Genomic DNA, 13990 nt, shown 5'->3' on the forward strand with positions numbered 1-13990 from the left:
TATTCACTATCTTTTATAAAAAATAAAGGCGGTCGCTTATAAAATGACCGCCTTTTGCTTAAAATACTCTTTTAGCTATCGTACTCGTGCTCTAGTAGCAACATCGAAGATAACGGCAACCGCAAGAACGACACCGAGGATGATGTACTGTAGGGAAACATCTACACCTAACAGTAGCATTCCATTCGTGAGCGTTTGCATTACGAACGCACCAATTAGTGAATTGATTACTTTTCCTACACCACCTGCAGCTGAGACGCCACCTATATATGCGCCTGCTATAGCGTATAGCTCGAACATGGTTCCTGCCGTTGTTGTAGCTGATTGCAAACGTGACGCGAAGAGAACACCAGATAAACCAGCCAACATACCCATGGCGGTAAACACTATCAAAATAACATTCCTAACGTTTATTCCGCTGAGTTCTGCTGCTTCTGGGTTACCACCTACAGCGTAGATGTGCCTTCCTAAAACAGTCCGTTCTGTTATAAAGTAGAAGAGGAAGGTCACCAATAGAACTATTAACAAAGTCCATGAAATGCCCCTATAAGCAGCCAATTCATAGGTGAGGTACAAAAGACCAGCTGAAATAAACACCATTTCCAGGATAAACATATCCATAGGAAGTGGTTCAAAGCCGCGCTTTATTTGTCTTCTACGATTTGCTATGGAAGAATAAATTATCGCGATAACTGCTATTATGCCCAGTAACAGGGTCAATTTGTGATAACCAGGCAAGAAGTTCTTCAAACCTGGTATGTCTGGTATGTAGCCGTTTCCAATGGCATTGAACGTCTTGTTACTGATAATAATTGTTCCCATGCCACGTGTTGCTAACAATAGAGCGCCACGGTAAGCCATCCAACCAGCAAGTGTGGCAATGAATGAAGGTATATTCAAATATGCGACCATGGAGCCGTTCAAAAGCCCAGCCAATCCGCCCAGTGCTAACACAACCAAGATCGCTGGTAGGGCTCCAAAATGAGAAAACTGCATAAGGTTTGCTGCGACTGCGCCCAAAAAGCCAGACAAGAATCCTACTGACAGATCTACGTGCCTGATAACGATAACAAGTGTTTCACCGATAGAAAGCACACCCAGATATCCTGTCTGATCTATTAGGTTGCTGATATTCACTGGTGACAGGAAATTTCCCCCTGATAGAACCGTAAACACGACCATAATAGCTAACAATGCTAAGAACATAGCATAATCACGTATGTTTTCAACAAGGAATTTCTTTAAGTGTTGACCGAAGGAATTCAATTGTTCCACCTCCTCTTAGTCGATTGCATAAGTCATAACAGTTTCTTGGTCAGCTTTGTCCGCTGGTAGTTCGCCTGTTATTCGTCCGCGTCCCATAACATAGATGCGGTCACTCATCCCTAGAATTTCAGGCAATTCTGATGAAATCAGAAGTATCGCTTTTCCTTCTTTAGCAAGTTGCCTTATGAGAGTATAAATTTCATATTTTGCTCCAACATCAATACCACGCGTTGGCTCATCCAATATAAGTACTTCTGGTTCAGTAAACAGTCCCTTAGCGACCAAAACTTTTTGCTGTGTACCTCCACTAAGTGTTAAAACTTTCTCTTCAACATTTCTCGTTTTTATACTCAAGTTCTGCACGAAGTTTTCTGCAACATCTATTTCTCTTGCATCATCGAGTATGCTGCCATGCGATACTGCCACGAGATTTGCAAGAGATATGTTTTTCCTAATACTGTCAATAAGGATAAGACCTCTCTCTTTTCTATCTTCTGTTAGGTAGAAAACACCATTCCGAATGGCCTCTGTGGGAGATCTAAAGTGCACTGGTTTTCCATGCAAATACATCTCACCTTGCACTGTGTACTTGTACGGGTTTCCGAATATGCTTAGGCCAAGCTCTGTTCGTCCCGCGCCAATGAGGCCAAATAGACCAACGATCTCTCCTTTTTTGACATACAGATTAGCATCCTTAACAAGGTAACGTCCCGTCTTCGGATCGATTGCATTCCAATTCTTCACTTCGAACACTATTTCGTCAGTGGGCTCTGCGATCTTTGGAGGATACAGGTTTGTTATTTCACGACCCACCATGTGCTTGATTATAGTCGCTTCGTCTACGTCTTCTTTTGCCCTATCAAAATAAGCCACTGTGTGGCCATCGCGTAGAACAGTAATAGCATCTGCAACCTGCATAACTTCTTTCAGACGATGACTTATCAAGATTATTGTCACACCTTGTTTCTTTAACTCTGTTAGCAAGTTCAAAAGGTTTTCGCTTTCCACTTCACTGAGCGCAGAAGTTGGCTCATCCAAAATTAAAGCTTTGGGATTCTTACTCAGTGCTTTAGCTATTTCCACAAGTTGCTGCATGCTGACACTCAGCTCTTTGACCTTTGAACTAGGTCGAATATAATCTGCCCTTACAGCTTTAAGCAACTCTATTGAACGCTGAATTTCGGCTTCCGTGTCAACAACAGTTCCTTTTTTTATCTCATTGCCAAGAAAAATGTTTTCATAAACAGTCATTTCAGGAACCATAGAAAGTTCTTGATAAATAATTGATATTCCAGCCTTTTCGCTGTCACTAATGTTATGAAACTGGACGGGGTGACCCTCAATGAGTATTTCTCCACTGTACTGACCATAAGGGTACACCCCACTCAGAATTTTCATTAGAGTGCTCTTACCAGCTCCGTTCTCTCCAACCAAGCAATGTATTTCACCTTTTTTTACGCTTAAGTTGACGTCGAACAAGACCTGGACTTCGCCAAAAGACTTGTTAATGTTCCTAAGCTCTATGAGTGGGGTGTCCATCTTATCTCACCTGTTTTCTCGTGCTATTGTGTTGGCCAAGTGAAATCGCTTTCACTGTAATAGCCAGAGTCGATAAGGATAGACTTTACGTTGCTCTTATCGACAACCTGAACCTCAGACGGTTTTGATGGAACGTCTTTCACGTTATTGTTATATGTTGTAGTTGATTCTGGGGTTCCTCCGTCAAGGTAAGTCAATGCAGCATTGATAGCATCTCTTACCAATACTCTTACGTCTTTAAATACTGTCATAGATTGCTTTCCATCGATAATGTACTGTACGGATGGCTTTTCTGCATCTTGTCCAGTGATGACATAGCTCTTTACTGCTGGATCTGCCGCAAATGTGTCAGCAATGGATCTTGCTGTTCCATCATTTGGAGCCAGTATAAACACGTTACCCTTTAAAGAAGAGGAAGCTTGAGAAAGGTTGGCCTGTGCTAAATTTTTAGCGGTACTGAAATCCCAGTTTGTCGTGATCTGACCGATAATGCTGGACATTTCATCCCTGGTCAACGTCTGTTTGCTCTTTACAGCTTCTGCCTTGCTGGAGTTTGCGATAACAAACGTTCCGTCAGCAATTTTAGGTTGTAGAACTTCCCATGCTCCCTGGAAGAACAAGAAAGAGTTGTTATCGGAAAGAGCGCCTGCATAAAGATAAAGCGGGTTGTTCTTGCCTGTTGCATGGTCTACCAAATACTGACCTTGCTTACGGCCTACCTCGACACTATCAAACGTTACATAGTAATCAACAGCGTCTGTTCCGAGTATTAAACGGTCGTAGGAAATAACTTTTACTCCGGCATTCTTAGCTGCCTCTGCTGCTGCAGCTGCTGCGCTAGCATCCTGAGGGCACAGAATCAGCACTTTGATACCTTGGCTGATTAATGTCTCGACGTTAGATTTTTCGCGAGCAGAATCACCCTGGCTGAACATGATTTCAGCACTATAAGGCGTGTCCTTCAAAGCGTCGTTGAATCTGGTTTCATCCTGTATCCACCGCGGTTCATCTTTGGTAGGCAGAACGATACCGATAACTTTCTGCTTTTCAGACGTTGTTCCACCAGTGCTCGTGGCAGTACCTGTGTTGTTGCTTGAACCGTTGTTACTGCTGCACCCACTTACAAAACTCACAACCAGTAACAGTGCTACAAGTACTGCTACTGTTCCCTTAAAGCGTTTCATACACACACCTCCTAAAATGTTAAACTACGTATATTTTAAGACTTTATGAAACAAAGTTATAGTTAAATATAAGTTAAAATACCTCAATTTTTCTTTGGTTCTTCGGGTCGGTTATAATTTAGAAAGGAGGTGGAATAAATGAAATATGTATGCCAAGTATGCGGTTTCATCTATGATCCTGAAGAAGGAGATCCAGACAACGGTATAGCTGCTGGTACACCATTCGAGCAACTCCCAGATAACTGGGTGTGCCCTGTATGTGGTGCATCTAAGGACATGTTTGCCCCAGCAGAGTAAACTGAAAAACATTCAGTCTGGAAGGGCAAGCCTAGCTTGCCCTTTTTTTGAATAAATGCACCCATAAAATGGTATACACTAGTTGTCATAAAAAACATGACAACGAAATTGGAGGTGCATATAAATGTTTGATGACTTGTTTCAGCAGTTTTTTGGAGACGATTTTTCGGATCTATTTCCAGAGTTTTTCGAGAGAAGAAAAAGAGACCTCACAGATTATCTGTCTTCATCTGCTATGAACGCGCTTCAAGGAGCTGCTAACTTAGCAGGTGAAGCTGGACATAATGAATTGATGCCTGAGCACTTGGCCTATGCTTTACTTGAGGACGAAACGTTGCGGTCGGTTTTACAAAACCACGGCGTGAATGTCGACAAAATATTGCATGAACTGGAAACAACATTCAGCCCGAAAGGAACTCCAGTGAGCGAAGTTAGTATTGCACCGGAGTTGAAGTCCGTACTTGAAAGGGCTGTCAACATGTCAAGAAATAGTTTCTCTGAAAGTGTAACACCAGAAGAACTTCTCCTTGCCATTATCGAAGATGGTGGAACAGCCTCTCAAATTATGCAGAGGAATAATCTAAAATCAAGCAATTTAATAGATATCATCAATGAAGAAATTAGGAATAAGCCAATTGGTAGAGTAGGGCAAAAAACAACAGAAGGAAAAAGTAATACCAAATTACAGGAGTATGGTCGAGACCTCACCGATCTTGCGCGTCAGGGAAAACTTGACCCCATAGTAGGAAGAGATAATGAAATACAACGTGTACTGGAGATCCTGTCAAGGAGAACAAAGAACAACCCTGTACTCATAGGAGACCCTGGAGTCGGGAAAACGGCCATTGTTGAAGGAATAGCTGAACGAATAGCTTCAGATGATGTGCCTGATGCCCTAAAAGGAAAGCACGTTGTGGAATTGGATATAGGCTCACTGGTTGCTGGTACAAAATATCGTGGTGAATTCGAAGAGCGCATGCAGGAAATCCTTGACGAGATAATGAGTAAGAAAGATGAACTAATACTATTCATAGATGAACTCCATACCATTGTTGGAGCAGGAGGAGCAGAAGGAGCAGTAGACGCTTCAAATATGTTGAAACCAGCTTTAGCTCGTGGCGATTTACACGTCATAGGTGCTACTACTATTGACGATTACAGAAAATACATTGAAAAGGACCCAGCATTGGAAAGAAGGTTTCAGCCTGTTTACGTACCAGAGCCTACACTTGAAGATACCATCGCCATATTGAAAGTGTTGAAGGATAAACTGGAGGCACATCACAAGGTTAAGATTTCAGACAGTGCCATAAAGGCTGCCGTGTATTTATCTGATAGGTACATCGCAGATAGACATCTACCTGATAAGGCAATAGACCTATTGGATGAAGCGTGCGCCAAAGTTCGTCTGAGTAGATCTAGTGTACCAAAGAACATTAAGGATATCGATGAGGAAATTAACAAGCTTCAAAAAGAGTTAAGGTCTGCTGTGGACAAAAATGAATTCGAAAGGGCAGCAGAGCTTCGAGATAGAATTGCTGAGTTAAAAGCGCATAAAGAAAAGGCGGAAACGTCTGCCTTTGGCAATCAAAGTGCAGAACTGACCGTAACTGATAAAGAAATTGCTCAAGTAGTTTCTGCTTGGACGGGTATTCCTGTTACAGAACTTGAAGAGAGCGAAAAGGAAAAGCTGGCTCGCTTGGAAGAAATTCTTCACGAAAGGGTAGTTGGCCAGGATGAAGCTATATCTGCTGTTTCACAAGCTATAAGGCGTGCCAGGACGGGTTTGAAAGATCCAAAAAGACCTATAGGGAGCTTCATATTCTTAGGCCCTACAGGTGTGGGTAAGACCGAGCTTGCAAAAACGCTTGCGGAAGTTCTATTTGGAGATGAGTCGGCACTTGTTCGTTTCGATATGTCTGAATACATGGAAAAACATACTGTCAGTAGGCTTATTGGTTCTCCTCCAGGATATGTTGGTTATGAAGAGGGTGGGCAACTAACAGAAGCAGTAAGACGTCGTCCTTACAGTGTGATCTTGTTCGATGAAATAGAAAAAGCACATCCTGATATACACAATTTGTTGCTTCAAGTATTGGATGACGGTAGATTAACGGACGCAAAAGGTCATGTAGTAGATTTTAAGAACACAATAATCATAATGACTAGCAATCTCGGAAGTCAGATTCTAATGGATGCCGCCGATGGGAAAATAGCAGAAGAAGAAGCTCAAAAGAGGGTAATGGATCTCTTGAAAACCCACTTTAGGCCTGAATTCCTCAACAGAGTAGATGATATTGTGTTCTTTAAACCTTTGACCAAGGACGAACTCAAAGACATAACAAGGCTCCAACTAAACAATCTCGCAGAAAGGCTCCAAGAGCAACATGTGAAACTTGTACTGACAGATAAAGCGATAGAACATATAGCCGAGCTTGGGTATGACCCTGAACTTGGAGCACGACCACTCAAACGGGTTATACAAAAAGAAATAGAAAACAGAATTGCTGAGAAGATGGTGCGCGGCGAAATCAAGCCAGGGAATTCTGTTGAAATTGATTTTGATGGAACACAGTTCGAACTAAAAAGCGCGTAATAGGACACCTCAATAATGTAGGCCCAGACGTTTGTCTGGGCCTTTTTTGATATGTAAACTTATAAAGAAACAACTTCCGATAATGTGCATTATGTTACATAAATCTAAGAAAATGCGTTAAAAACCTTTGTCATATCACACTTTTTCGACATTTCTATAGTTCTTGCAAAGCCTCAGACAACTTCTGTTTCATTTCATTGACGTCAACATAATTCTTTATAAGAACAAGCTTTACATCAGCATTTTTGAAAGAACTTGCAAATTCTGGAGATGTCACAACAATATCAGCTTTCTGAGACTTAGCGCTACTCACATCAGAAACATTTACAGCAGCTTTGACCCCAAGTTCTTTTAGAACTTTATCAATAGTCATCTTTAGTACAACTCCTGATCCAAGTCCCATACCACATACCGCCAATATAGAAACGTTCGTTTTCTTACCTACATCCATTTCAGATCCTCCTTAAAAACGCTTTTCTATGCTTCTGCTTGGTTTAGCCGAGTTGTTACATAACTTGCTATAGCCAATAAAACTACGCAGACACCAATAACACTGATGTACGCTCCTACAGAACCGAGTCTCGACAGGCTACCACCAAGGATTCCGGCCCAGCAAAAGTCGCTATCGCCGAACGTTGTATTGGCCAACCCTAAACCACCCAGGTAAGACAACAGCAAAGCCGGTAGAAACGTGATCAAAAGCCCATTTACAAAAGAACCAATAATGGCGCCCCAGAGTCCACCCGTGGAATTCCCGTATACTCCTGCTGTTCCTCCATCAAAGAAATGTGGAATCATGCCTGGAATAATGAACGCTAATCCCAATGGGCCCACTAAGAACATGCCAACAATTCCGCCGATAACGCTGAAGATAAATCCAATTACCACTGCATTAGGCGCATACGGGAAAACAGTTGGGCAGTCCAGTGCTGGTACAGCATTGGGTATTAAACGCTCTGCAATTCCTTGGAACGCTGGTACAAGTTCTGCTAATATCATACGTACACCATAGATGATAATCCCTATAGCAGCTCCAAAAGTCAGCCCTTGCATAATCGCATACATTATGTAATTACCACCGCCCGTGTAATCCTTTAAAACATCAGGACCCGCAACTATGGCTAGAAATACATATATTATCATCATTACAACGCTTGTGATTACCAATGGTTCTTTAAGAAAAGCCAAATTTTCAGGTACTTTGATCTCTTCAGTAGACTTACTCCCCTTGCCCACAAGTTTACCTATGAGACCTGACACCAAGTACCCAAGAGAATTGTAATGTCCTAAGGCGAAACCAGCGTCACCTGTGATTTTCTTGGTAAATGGATGAACAAAAGCTGGCATGATGGTGGCTATTGTGCCTTGAAGAATAGATCCTATTATGATCAGATTTGCCCCTTTTATGCCGGCACTTCCGATAACGACCGCCAACACCGTCGCCATATACAATAAGTGATGCCCTGTAAGGAAGACAAACTTTGCAGGAGTTATAAGTGCAAATATGAGGTTAAATACAAAGCCAAGCGCCATAATAGCTGCTACTTCAGTTGCGAAGTCTTTCAGAGCAAGGGCGACTATTGCTTCATTTGTAGGAATTACTCCATGGAGATTAAATGCTTCTTTTACCATAACTTCCAGTGGGCCAAGTGTAGTAATTACCAAGTTTGCACCAGCTGAGAGGATTAGAAATCCAAGTATGGTCTTTACAGTACCGCTCAACGTGTCGCTAAAAGATTTCCTTAGTGCCAACAAACCTACTAGCGACATTAGACCAACAAGCAAAGCTGGCTTGCTCAAAATCTCATTTACAATGAAATTTAAAACTGCCATAAATCCTCGCCTCCTCCTGTTTATGGACCACATCTATTCTGTTGCCTAAAGATATTATACAGTTTACCGGCAAAATTATCAGCTTTCCCCCTTTTGATACATGTGAATGTTCAGAATACTGTTTTTAAGAAGTTAAGGGTTAAGAGAGCCTTTCTGACTTGCACTGTTCTTTTGAGTTCTTCCCCTGTAAAACCCTTTGAACAGGCGTGAAAAATGAAACAAATTGAGATTTTTGTCTTTCACGCTAATAATCCCCCTTATCGCAGCAACGGAAGATATGTCGTCTTTTCCTTTGTAAAATGACACAAGCTCTCTTCCTTTAGAAGTTAGCGGAGCTTTAATAACTGATAGTATTACTGCTATACAAGGTAAAGCGAACCAGAACATCAGCAACATCCTCGCACGTAAAAAATAGAATGGAATCCAACCAATAACGCTTACTATCCATAAAATTAAGCTCCACTTAGAAAGCTGGCTTTCAATATCCCATCGAATGTAGGGCTCGCTGCTCTTGATTACCCAGAGGAAAAACTTTTCCCGGAGCGAGAAGAAATAATCAGCCAATTCTGATGCAGAAACTGAGCTACCGATATTATCGAAAACAGGGTGCCCTAATGTCTCAGAACTTTTTCTAATAAGCTTAAGTTGATCGTCCTCAATGTCGACATAAAAAACGTCTTGCTCTACGAGGTATATCATATCTGAGATGACTAAGTCTTCAGTTTCTTTTCGCGTTCTAACATAACCGTATAGAGATGGCCAATAAGTCATAATGTTAATTATAAAGCAGAAAGCGTGGGTTGTCAGAAATGATCTATAAAGGCTTGCATCTTAGTATAGGTGATGGCATAGATGCTATATTAAAACAGATAGATGAACTTCAGATAAACTGTTTTCAGCTTTTCTTGGAGAGTCCACTTTCATGGACGCCTATGAAAGGCATATACAGGTTCCAAACACTGATAGAAAAAGCACGTACCTCCTTTGGAGTCAATACAGTTTTTGTACACTCTCCTTACTTGGTACACTTATCCAGTGGCAACAGTTCTACTCGAGTGAAATCGTGGAAGAAAGTCAAAGAGGACTTGATAATAGCAACCGAATTAGGAATTGACGGTTATGTCGTGCACTTGGATATGGCGCAAGAAAACGATTTAATTACCTTTAAAGAGGAATATTCCTATCATCTTGGCGTTACTACAGCTTCAACTCCCCTTCTGTTTGAAAATATGGCATCCGCAAAGCTAATCGGTTCAAATCCATTCTTCGTTCAGAAATGTGTGGACGAAATCTCAAACATATATCCTGCTTTGGTCTGCCTAGACACAGCTCACTTAGCAGCTGCAGGCTATGATATCGACCATATACTGGAAAATCCTACTTTTCAAGATGTTTTGGATGAAACCACGCTTGTGCACCTTAATGATTTAAAAACTGCTACAGGATCTTCACGCGATGTGCACGAAAACATCGGCGCGGGTTCTATAGGCTTCGGAACCTTGAAAAGATTTGTTAGGTCTTTAAAAGATGGTACATCTGTTGTTTTAGAAACACCACAAGACAAGGTAGACAATAATAGGAAAAACATCGAAGCACTAGACCGAATGATAAAAGAATGAAGAAAGGGCCTTTCGAGGCCCTTTCTTTTGTTCCATCACTAAAGTTAACACCTGTTTGTCAGTCTTCACCTTTCTCGAAGACGACACCATCAGCTTTCGGAGCTTTTGTCTTACCTATGAATCCTGCCAAAACGATCAGGGCAAGAACATATGGGAATGTCTTTATAAGTATAGGAGAGATGTTAGACAGGAGCGGTATCTGTTCTTGGAAATAAGTGAGCGTTTCTGCGTAACCAAAGAGCATTGATGCTAAAGCTGCGTTCAATGCATTATAGTTTCCAAAGATCATTGCCGCTAATGCGATGTAACCTCTTCCTGCCGTCATTGCATCAATCCACTGATTTGGGTAGAGCGTAGCAGCGGCTAAACCTGCGAAAACTCCAGAAAGAATTACTCCAATATACTTATACATGTAAACATTAACACCCAAAGAATCAGCCGCCCATGGATTTTGGCCACAGCTTCTAAGCCTTAAGCCAAACCGCGTTCTCTTGAACAACCATATGGTAAAAAGTGCAAGCGGTATGAAAAAGAATGCCAGCACATTTATCCCGAAAACCGTAGGTGGCACATAAGGGTTAACAGGGCTTTGCGTTTCCATTCCAAAAGCTTGCATGCACAGAAAACGCGTCAAGCCAGCAGCCAAAATGTTAATGGCAGTACCACTGACAACATGGTCTACCTTAAAAGTTATGGTCACTACACCATGAATAAGAGCTAACAAAACTGACCCTAATATGGCTGCTAACAAACCAATAAACCAATTACCTGTAGTCTTCGCACCCCATACATAAAAGAATGTTCCGGACAGCATCATACCTTCTATAGCAATGTTGACAACACCACCTGTCTCAGAGTAAACACCTCCAAGGGCACCGTATGCTATAGGAGCACTAATCTGCAATCCTCTCAGAAGAAAATACCATATGTTAAACATTTTGACCAACCTCTTTTCTCCTCAATGTACGTACATAACGTCTGAGTATTTGGTCGAATACAACAACAGATAGAATCATGATGCCACTAATAGCATTGATAAGTGAATTAGGTACTTTTGTGTACATCTGCAAGCCATAACCTGCCCTTGTAAGGAACGAGAACAGTAGACCTGCAAAAACCACACCTATAGGATTGTTACGGGCTAAAAGAGCAACAGCTAATCCTGTAAAACCAAGCCCCTTGGTTATATTAGGTGTGAAGAACTTTGATATATAGGCAACTTCCTGAAGTCCAACCAGCCCTGCTATGGCGCCTGATATCATCATGGTAGTAAACAGTGTCTTTTTTATATCAACACCCGCATAGACGGAAGCTGAAGGGTTTTGCCCTACCCAACGAATTCGTAACCCTAAGGACGATTTGAATATAAGAAACCACAGACCAATAACTACGACAATAGCTATGACCCAGCTAAAGTCCACAGCTACATAGTTAGGGAACTTGAAACCAAAAATGCCGGTGATACTATTAACGATTTTGTGAAGTGACGGAAACACAGCTGTCGGCTTTAAATAAGGAGTGCGGAGGTTGTATGAAAGTGCTTGTCCTCTTACACCATTAAAAGGTCCATTGACAAGATATAAAACTACCGCGGAAGCAATTTGGTTCATCATAATTGTTCCTATAACTTCGTGGACGCCCTTATAGACTTTAAGCAATATGGGTATCAGTGCCCAGAGCATACCACCAGCCATTCCAGCTAGTACCACAACCAGTATGTGTATTGGCGTAGGTAAATTCAAATAAGCACCAGCAACACCTGCGCAGAGTGCACCGAACAAATACTGCCCTTCCACGCCAATGTTGAATAAACCTCCCTGAAAAGCCACAGCGTTAGCTGCACCGGAAATTATGATAGGAACGGATTGTGAAATGATGTAAGCGATACCAGCTTGACTAAAGGAAAAAGATATAATTGCTCCCAATGCATTAGATGGGCTTTCTCCTATAAACCACACAACGATCATCATGACAACCATTGCGAACAAGAATCCTAATACAGGAGATATTCCTTCTAGTAATCTGTACCACCTTTCTCGGCTATTAACTTTCTGCTTTTTTTCGTCAATCATTCTTCTTTCACTCCCAGCATGTAAAGTCCAATCTGTTCAGGTGTTGCTTCTTCTCGACTGAATTCTTTAATGATTTTTCCTCTATAGATGACCCCAATTCTGTCTGAAAGCGCCAAAATCTCTTCTAAGTCTGCAGAAACTAAGAGGATAGCTTTTCCTCTGACTTTCTCATCAATAATCTGTCTGTAAATAAACTCAGTGGCACCCACATCTACGCCTCGAGTCGGATAAGCAGCGATCAAAACAGATGGATCAAAACTGATTTCTCTGCCAACTATGAACTTTTGTTGGTTACCACCACTGAGAGCATTAGCTGGCACATCCACTGAAGGCGTCCTTACATCAAACTGCTGGATGATACTGGCTGCTTTTTCACGCATAGCTTTGTAATCTATTATTCCGTGATGCTGAAATTCATCTTTCCATTGCCACCCAACGGCGGCATTAACATATAGAGGCATATTCACAAATAATCCCTGCTTCTGACGATCGGCAGGGATGTGTCCAATGCCGATTTTGCGCCGTCCAAGTGGACCAATTTTCGTTATACGTTGGCCACACACTTGCACACTGCAAAGCAAAACGTCACCAGACGAAGGGAAAATTTCTCCGGATACGACTTGAAGCAATTCTTCCTGACCGTTGCCTTCCACGCCAGCTATACCGTATATTTCCCCAGCTCTTACGTGGAAGCTCAGCCCATCGAGTTTCTTAACACCACCTTCCACCAGGGTGACATCTTTGAGAACCAGCAAATCTTCTCCCACTTCAACTTCTGGCACAGGCACCTGTAGCAAAACGGGTTTGCCTACCATCATTTCAGCGATTTTTTGCCTGTTGGCCTCTTGAACAGGCATCTCGCCAATGACCTTGCCTCTTCTTATAACTGTTATTCTGTCAGCAATGGCTACGACCTCATCTAATTTGTGTGATATGAATATAATCCCTCGACCTTGTGCCTTCAGTGTCTCCAGCGTCTTGAATAATTCTTCAGTTTCCTGAGGCGTCAGTACAGCAGTAGGCTCGTCCAGTATTAGTGTCTCTGCCCCTCTATACAGGAGCTTCAAAATCTCCACGCGCTGTTGCAATCCAACAGGAAGAGAATCTACATCTACGTCCAGTTCCACTGGCATGGCATTCTCTTGCATTATTTTCTCGATCTTCTCGCGAGCAGATTTAGCGTCTACAGTTCCTCCTGAGACAGGCTCGCTTCCAAGTACGATGTTTTCCAACACTGAAAGCCCAGGAACTAGCATAAAGTGCTGGTGAACCATACCTATTCCCAGCGCTACGGCTTCGGCAGGGCCAGTTATTCTAACTGGTTTCCCTTTGACAAGGATTTCACCTTTATCTGGCTTGTACTCACCATAGAGTATCTTCATCAAAGTTGTTTTACCGGCGCCATTCTCTCCAACGAGCGCGTGTATCTCACCCGGGAAGAGTGAGAGTGTTACGTCGTCATTAGCTACAACGCCTGGAAACAGTTTTGTAATTCCTTTAAGTTCAATTAAAGGAATTTTCTCATTTGCAGTATCGGAGTTTACCAATCTTATCACCTCTACTTGTATTAAGCTTCAAAGTCTG

The 13990-nt window shown here is 42.0% G+C and carries 12 protein-coding genes; 3 read left to right on the top strand and 9 right to left on the bottom strand.

Annotated elements, in window-relative coordinates; genetic code table 11:
* Positions 1-75 precede the first annotated feature (75 nt).
* From D890_RS0103540 to D890_RS0103550, 3 genes are all read right to left on the bottom strand, one after another.
* Positions 76-1206: a sugar ABC transporter permease gene (locus D890_RS0103540; protein ID WP_083916956.1), complete on the bottom strand. Its 1131-nt coding sequence runs from the start codon at positions 1204-1206 to the stop codon at positions 76-78.
* A gap of 75 nt (positions 1207-1281) precedes the next feature.
* The gene (locus tag D890_RS0103545; protein ID WP_018963152.1) at positions 1282-2805 is read right to left on the bottom strand and encodes a sugar ABC transporter ATP-binding protein; all 1524 of its coding nucleotides are present in this window, start codon (positions 2803-2805) and stop codon (positions 1282-1284) included.
* Positions 2806-2828: 23 nt separating this feature from the next.
* Entirely contained in the window at positions 2829-3989 is a 1161-nt protein-coding gene (locus D890_RS0103550; protein WP_018963153.1) for a sugar ABC transporter substrate-binding protein, read from the bottom strand.
* 138 nt (positions 3990-4127) lie between these two features.
* Between D890_RS0103550 and rd the strand changes: the two genes are divergently transcribed.
* On the top strand, positions 4128-4286 hold the full coding sequence (gene rd, locus D890_RS0103555; protein ID WP_018963154.1) for a rubredoxin: 159 nt from the start codon (positions 4128-4130) through the stop codon (positions 4284-4286).
* Positions 4287-4410: 124 nt separating this feature from the next.
* A complete protein-coding gene (locus D890_RS0103560; RefSeq protein WP_018963155.1) occupies positions 4411-6882 on the top strand; it encodes an ATP-dependent Clp protease ATP-binding subunit in 2472 nt (823 codons plus the stop codon).
* Positions 6883-7036: 154 nt separating this feature from the next.
* Here D890_RS0103560 and D890_RS0103565 read toward each other — a convergent pair whose 3' ends face one another.
* The 3 genes from D890_RS0103565 to D890_RS0103575 all read right to left on the bottom strand — a co-directional run bounded on the left by D890_RS0103565 (position 7037) and on the right by D890_RS0103575 (position 9486).
* The gene (locus D890_RS0103565; protein ID WP_018963156.1) at positions 7037-7333 is read right to left on the bottom strand and encodes a PTS sugar transporter subunit IIB; all 297 of its coding nucleotides are present in this window, start codon (positions 7331-7333) and stop codon (positions 7037-7039) included.
* 26 nt (positions 7334-7359) lie between these two features.
* On the bottom strand, positions 7360-8715 hold the full coding sequence (locus tag D890_RS0103570) for a PTS ascorbate transporter subunit IIC (protein ID WP_018963157.1): 1356 nt from the start codon (positions 8713-8715) through the stop codon (positions 7360-7362).
* 132 nt (positions 8716-8847) lie between these two features.
* The gene (locus tag D890_RS0103575; RefSeq protein ID WP_156802663.1) at positions 8848-9486 is read right to left on the bottom strand and encodes a hypothetical protein; all 639 of its coding nucleotides are present in this window, start codon (positions 9484-9486) and stop codon (positions 8848-8850) included.
* A gap of 38 nt (positions 9487-9524) precedes the next feature.
* Between D890_RS0103575 and D890_RS0103580 the strand changes: the two genes are divergently transcribed.
* Positions 9525-10334 (top strand): TIM barrel protein, encoded by an 810-nt coding sequence (locus D890_RS0103580; protein ID WP_018963159.1) that lies wholly within the window; start codon positions 9525-9527, stop codon positions 10332-10334.
* Positions 10335-10392: 58 nt separating this feature from the next.
* Here the strand turns inward: D890_RS0103580 and D890_RS0103585 are convergent, their stop codons facing one another.
* Genes D890_RS0103585 through D890_RS0103595 form a run of 3 tightly spaced genes read right to left on the bottom strand, consistent with a single transcriptional unit; the run spans position 10393 to position 13953 of the window.
* Positions 10393-11271, bottom strand: coding sequence for an ABC transporter permease (locus tag D890_RS0103585; RefSeq protein ID WP_018963160.1), 879 nt, complete (start codon positions 11269-11271; stop codon positions 10393-10395).
* Entirely contained in the window at positions 11264-12406 is a 1143-nt protein-coding gene (locus D890_RS0103590) for an ABC transporter permease (RefSeq protein ID WP_018963161.1), read from the bottom strand. Before D890_RS0103590 ends, D890_RS0103585 begins: the two co-directional genes overlap by 8 nt.
* Positions 12403-13953, bottom strand: coding sequence for an ABC transporter ATP-binding protein (locus D890_RS0103595; protein WP_018963162.1), 1551 nt, complete (start codon positions 13951-13953; stop codon positions 12403-12405). Before D890_RS0103595 ends, D890_RS0103590 begins: the two co-directional genes overlap by 4 nt.
* Positions 13954-13990 lie beyond the last annotated feature (37 nt).

Source organism: Coprothermobacter platensis DSM 11748 (assembly GCF_000378005.1).
GTDB lineage: Bacteria > Coprothermobacterota > Coprothermobacteria > Coprothermobacterales > Coprothermobacteraceae > Coprothermobacter > Coprothermobacter platensis.

Excerpts from the sequence above, each read along its gene's own strand:
- D890_RS0103545 (WP_018963152.1), bottom strand. The coding sequence starts at position 2,805 with ATGGACACCCCACTCATAGAGCTTAGGAACATTAACAAGTCTTTTGGC.
- D890_RS0103560 (WP_018963155.1), top strand. The coding sequence starts at position 4,411 with ATGTTTGATGACTTGTTTCAGCAGTTTTTTGGAGACGATTTTTCGGAT.
- D890_RS0103585 (WP_018963160.1), bottom strand. The coding sequence starts at position 11,271 with ATGTTTAACATATGGTATTTTCTTCTGAGAGGATTGCAGATTAGTGCT.
- D890_RS0103580 (WP_018963159.1), top strand. The coding sequence starts at position 9,525 with ATGATCTATAAAGGCTTGCATCTTAGTATAGGTGATGGCATAGATGCT.
- D890_RS0103540 (WP_083916956.1), bottom strand. The coding sequence starts at position 1,206 with ATGTTCTTAGCATTGTTAGCTATTATGGTCGTGTTTACGGTTCTATCA.
- rd (WP_018963154.1), top strand. The coding sequence starts at position 4,128 with ATGAAATATGTATGCCAAGTATGCGGTTTCATCTATGATCCTGAAGAA.
- D890_RS0103565 (WP_018963156.1), bottom strand. The coding sequence starts at position 7,333 with ATGGATGTAGGTAAGAAAACGAACGTTTCTATATTGGCGGTATGTGGT.
- D890_RS0103570 (WP_018963157.1), bottom strand. The coding sequence starts at position 8,715 with ATGGCAGTTTTAAATTTCATTGTAAATGAGATTTTGAGCAAGCCAGCT.
- D890_RS0103575 (WP_156802663.1), bottom strand. The coding sequence starts at position 9,486 with ATGACTTATTGGCCATCTCTATACGGTTATGTTAGAACGCGAAAAGAA.
- D890_RS0103550 (WP_018963153.1), bottom strand. The coding sequence starts at position 3,989 with ATGAAACGCTTTAAGGGAACAGTAGCAGTACTTGTAGCACTGTTACTG.
- D890_RS0103590 (WP_018963161.1), bottom strand. The coding sequence starts at position 12,406 with ATGATTGACGAAAAAAAGCAGAAAGTTAATAGCCGAGAAAGGTGGTAC.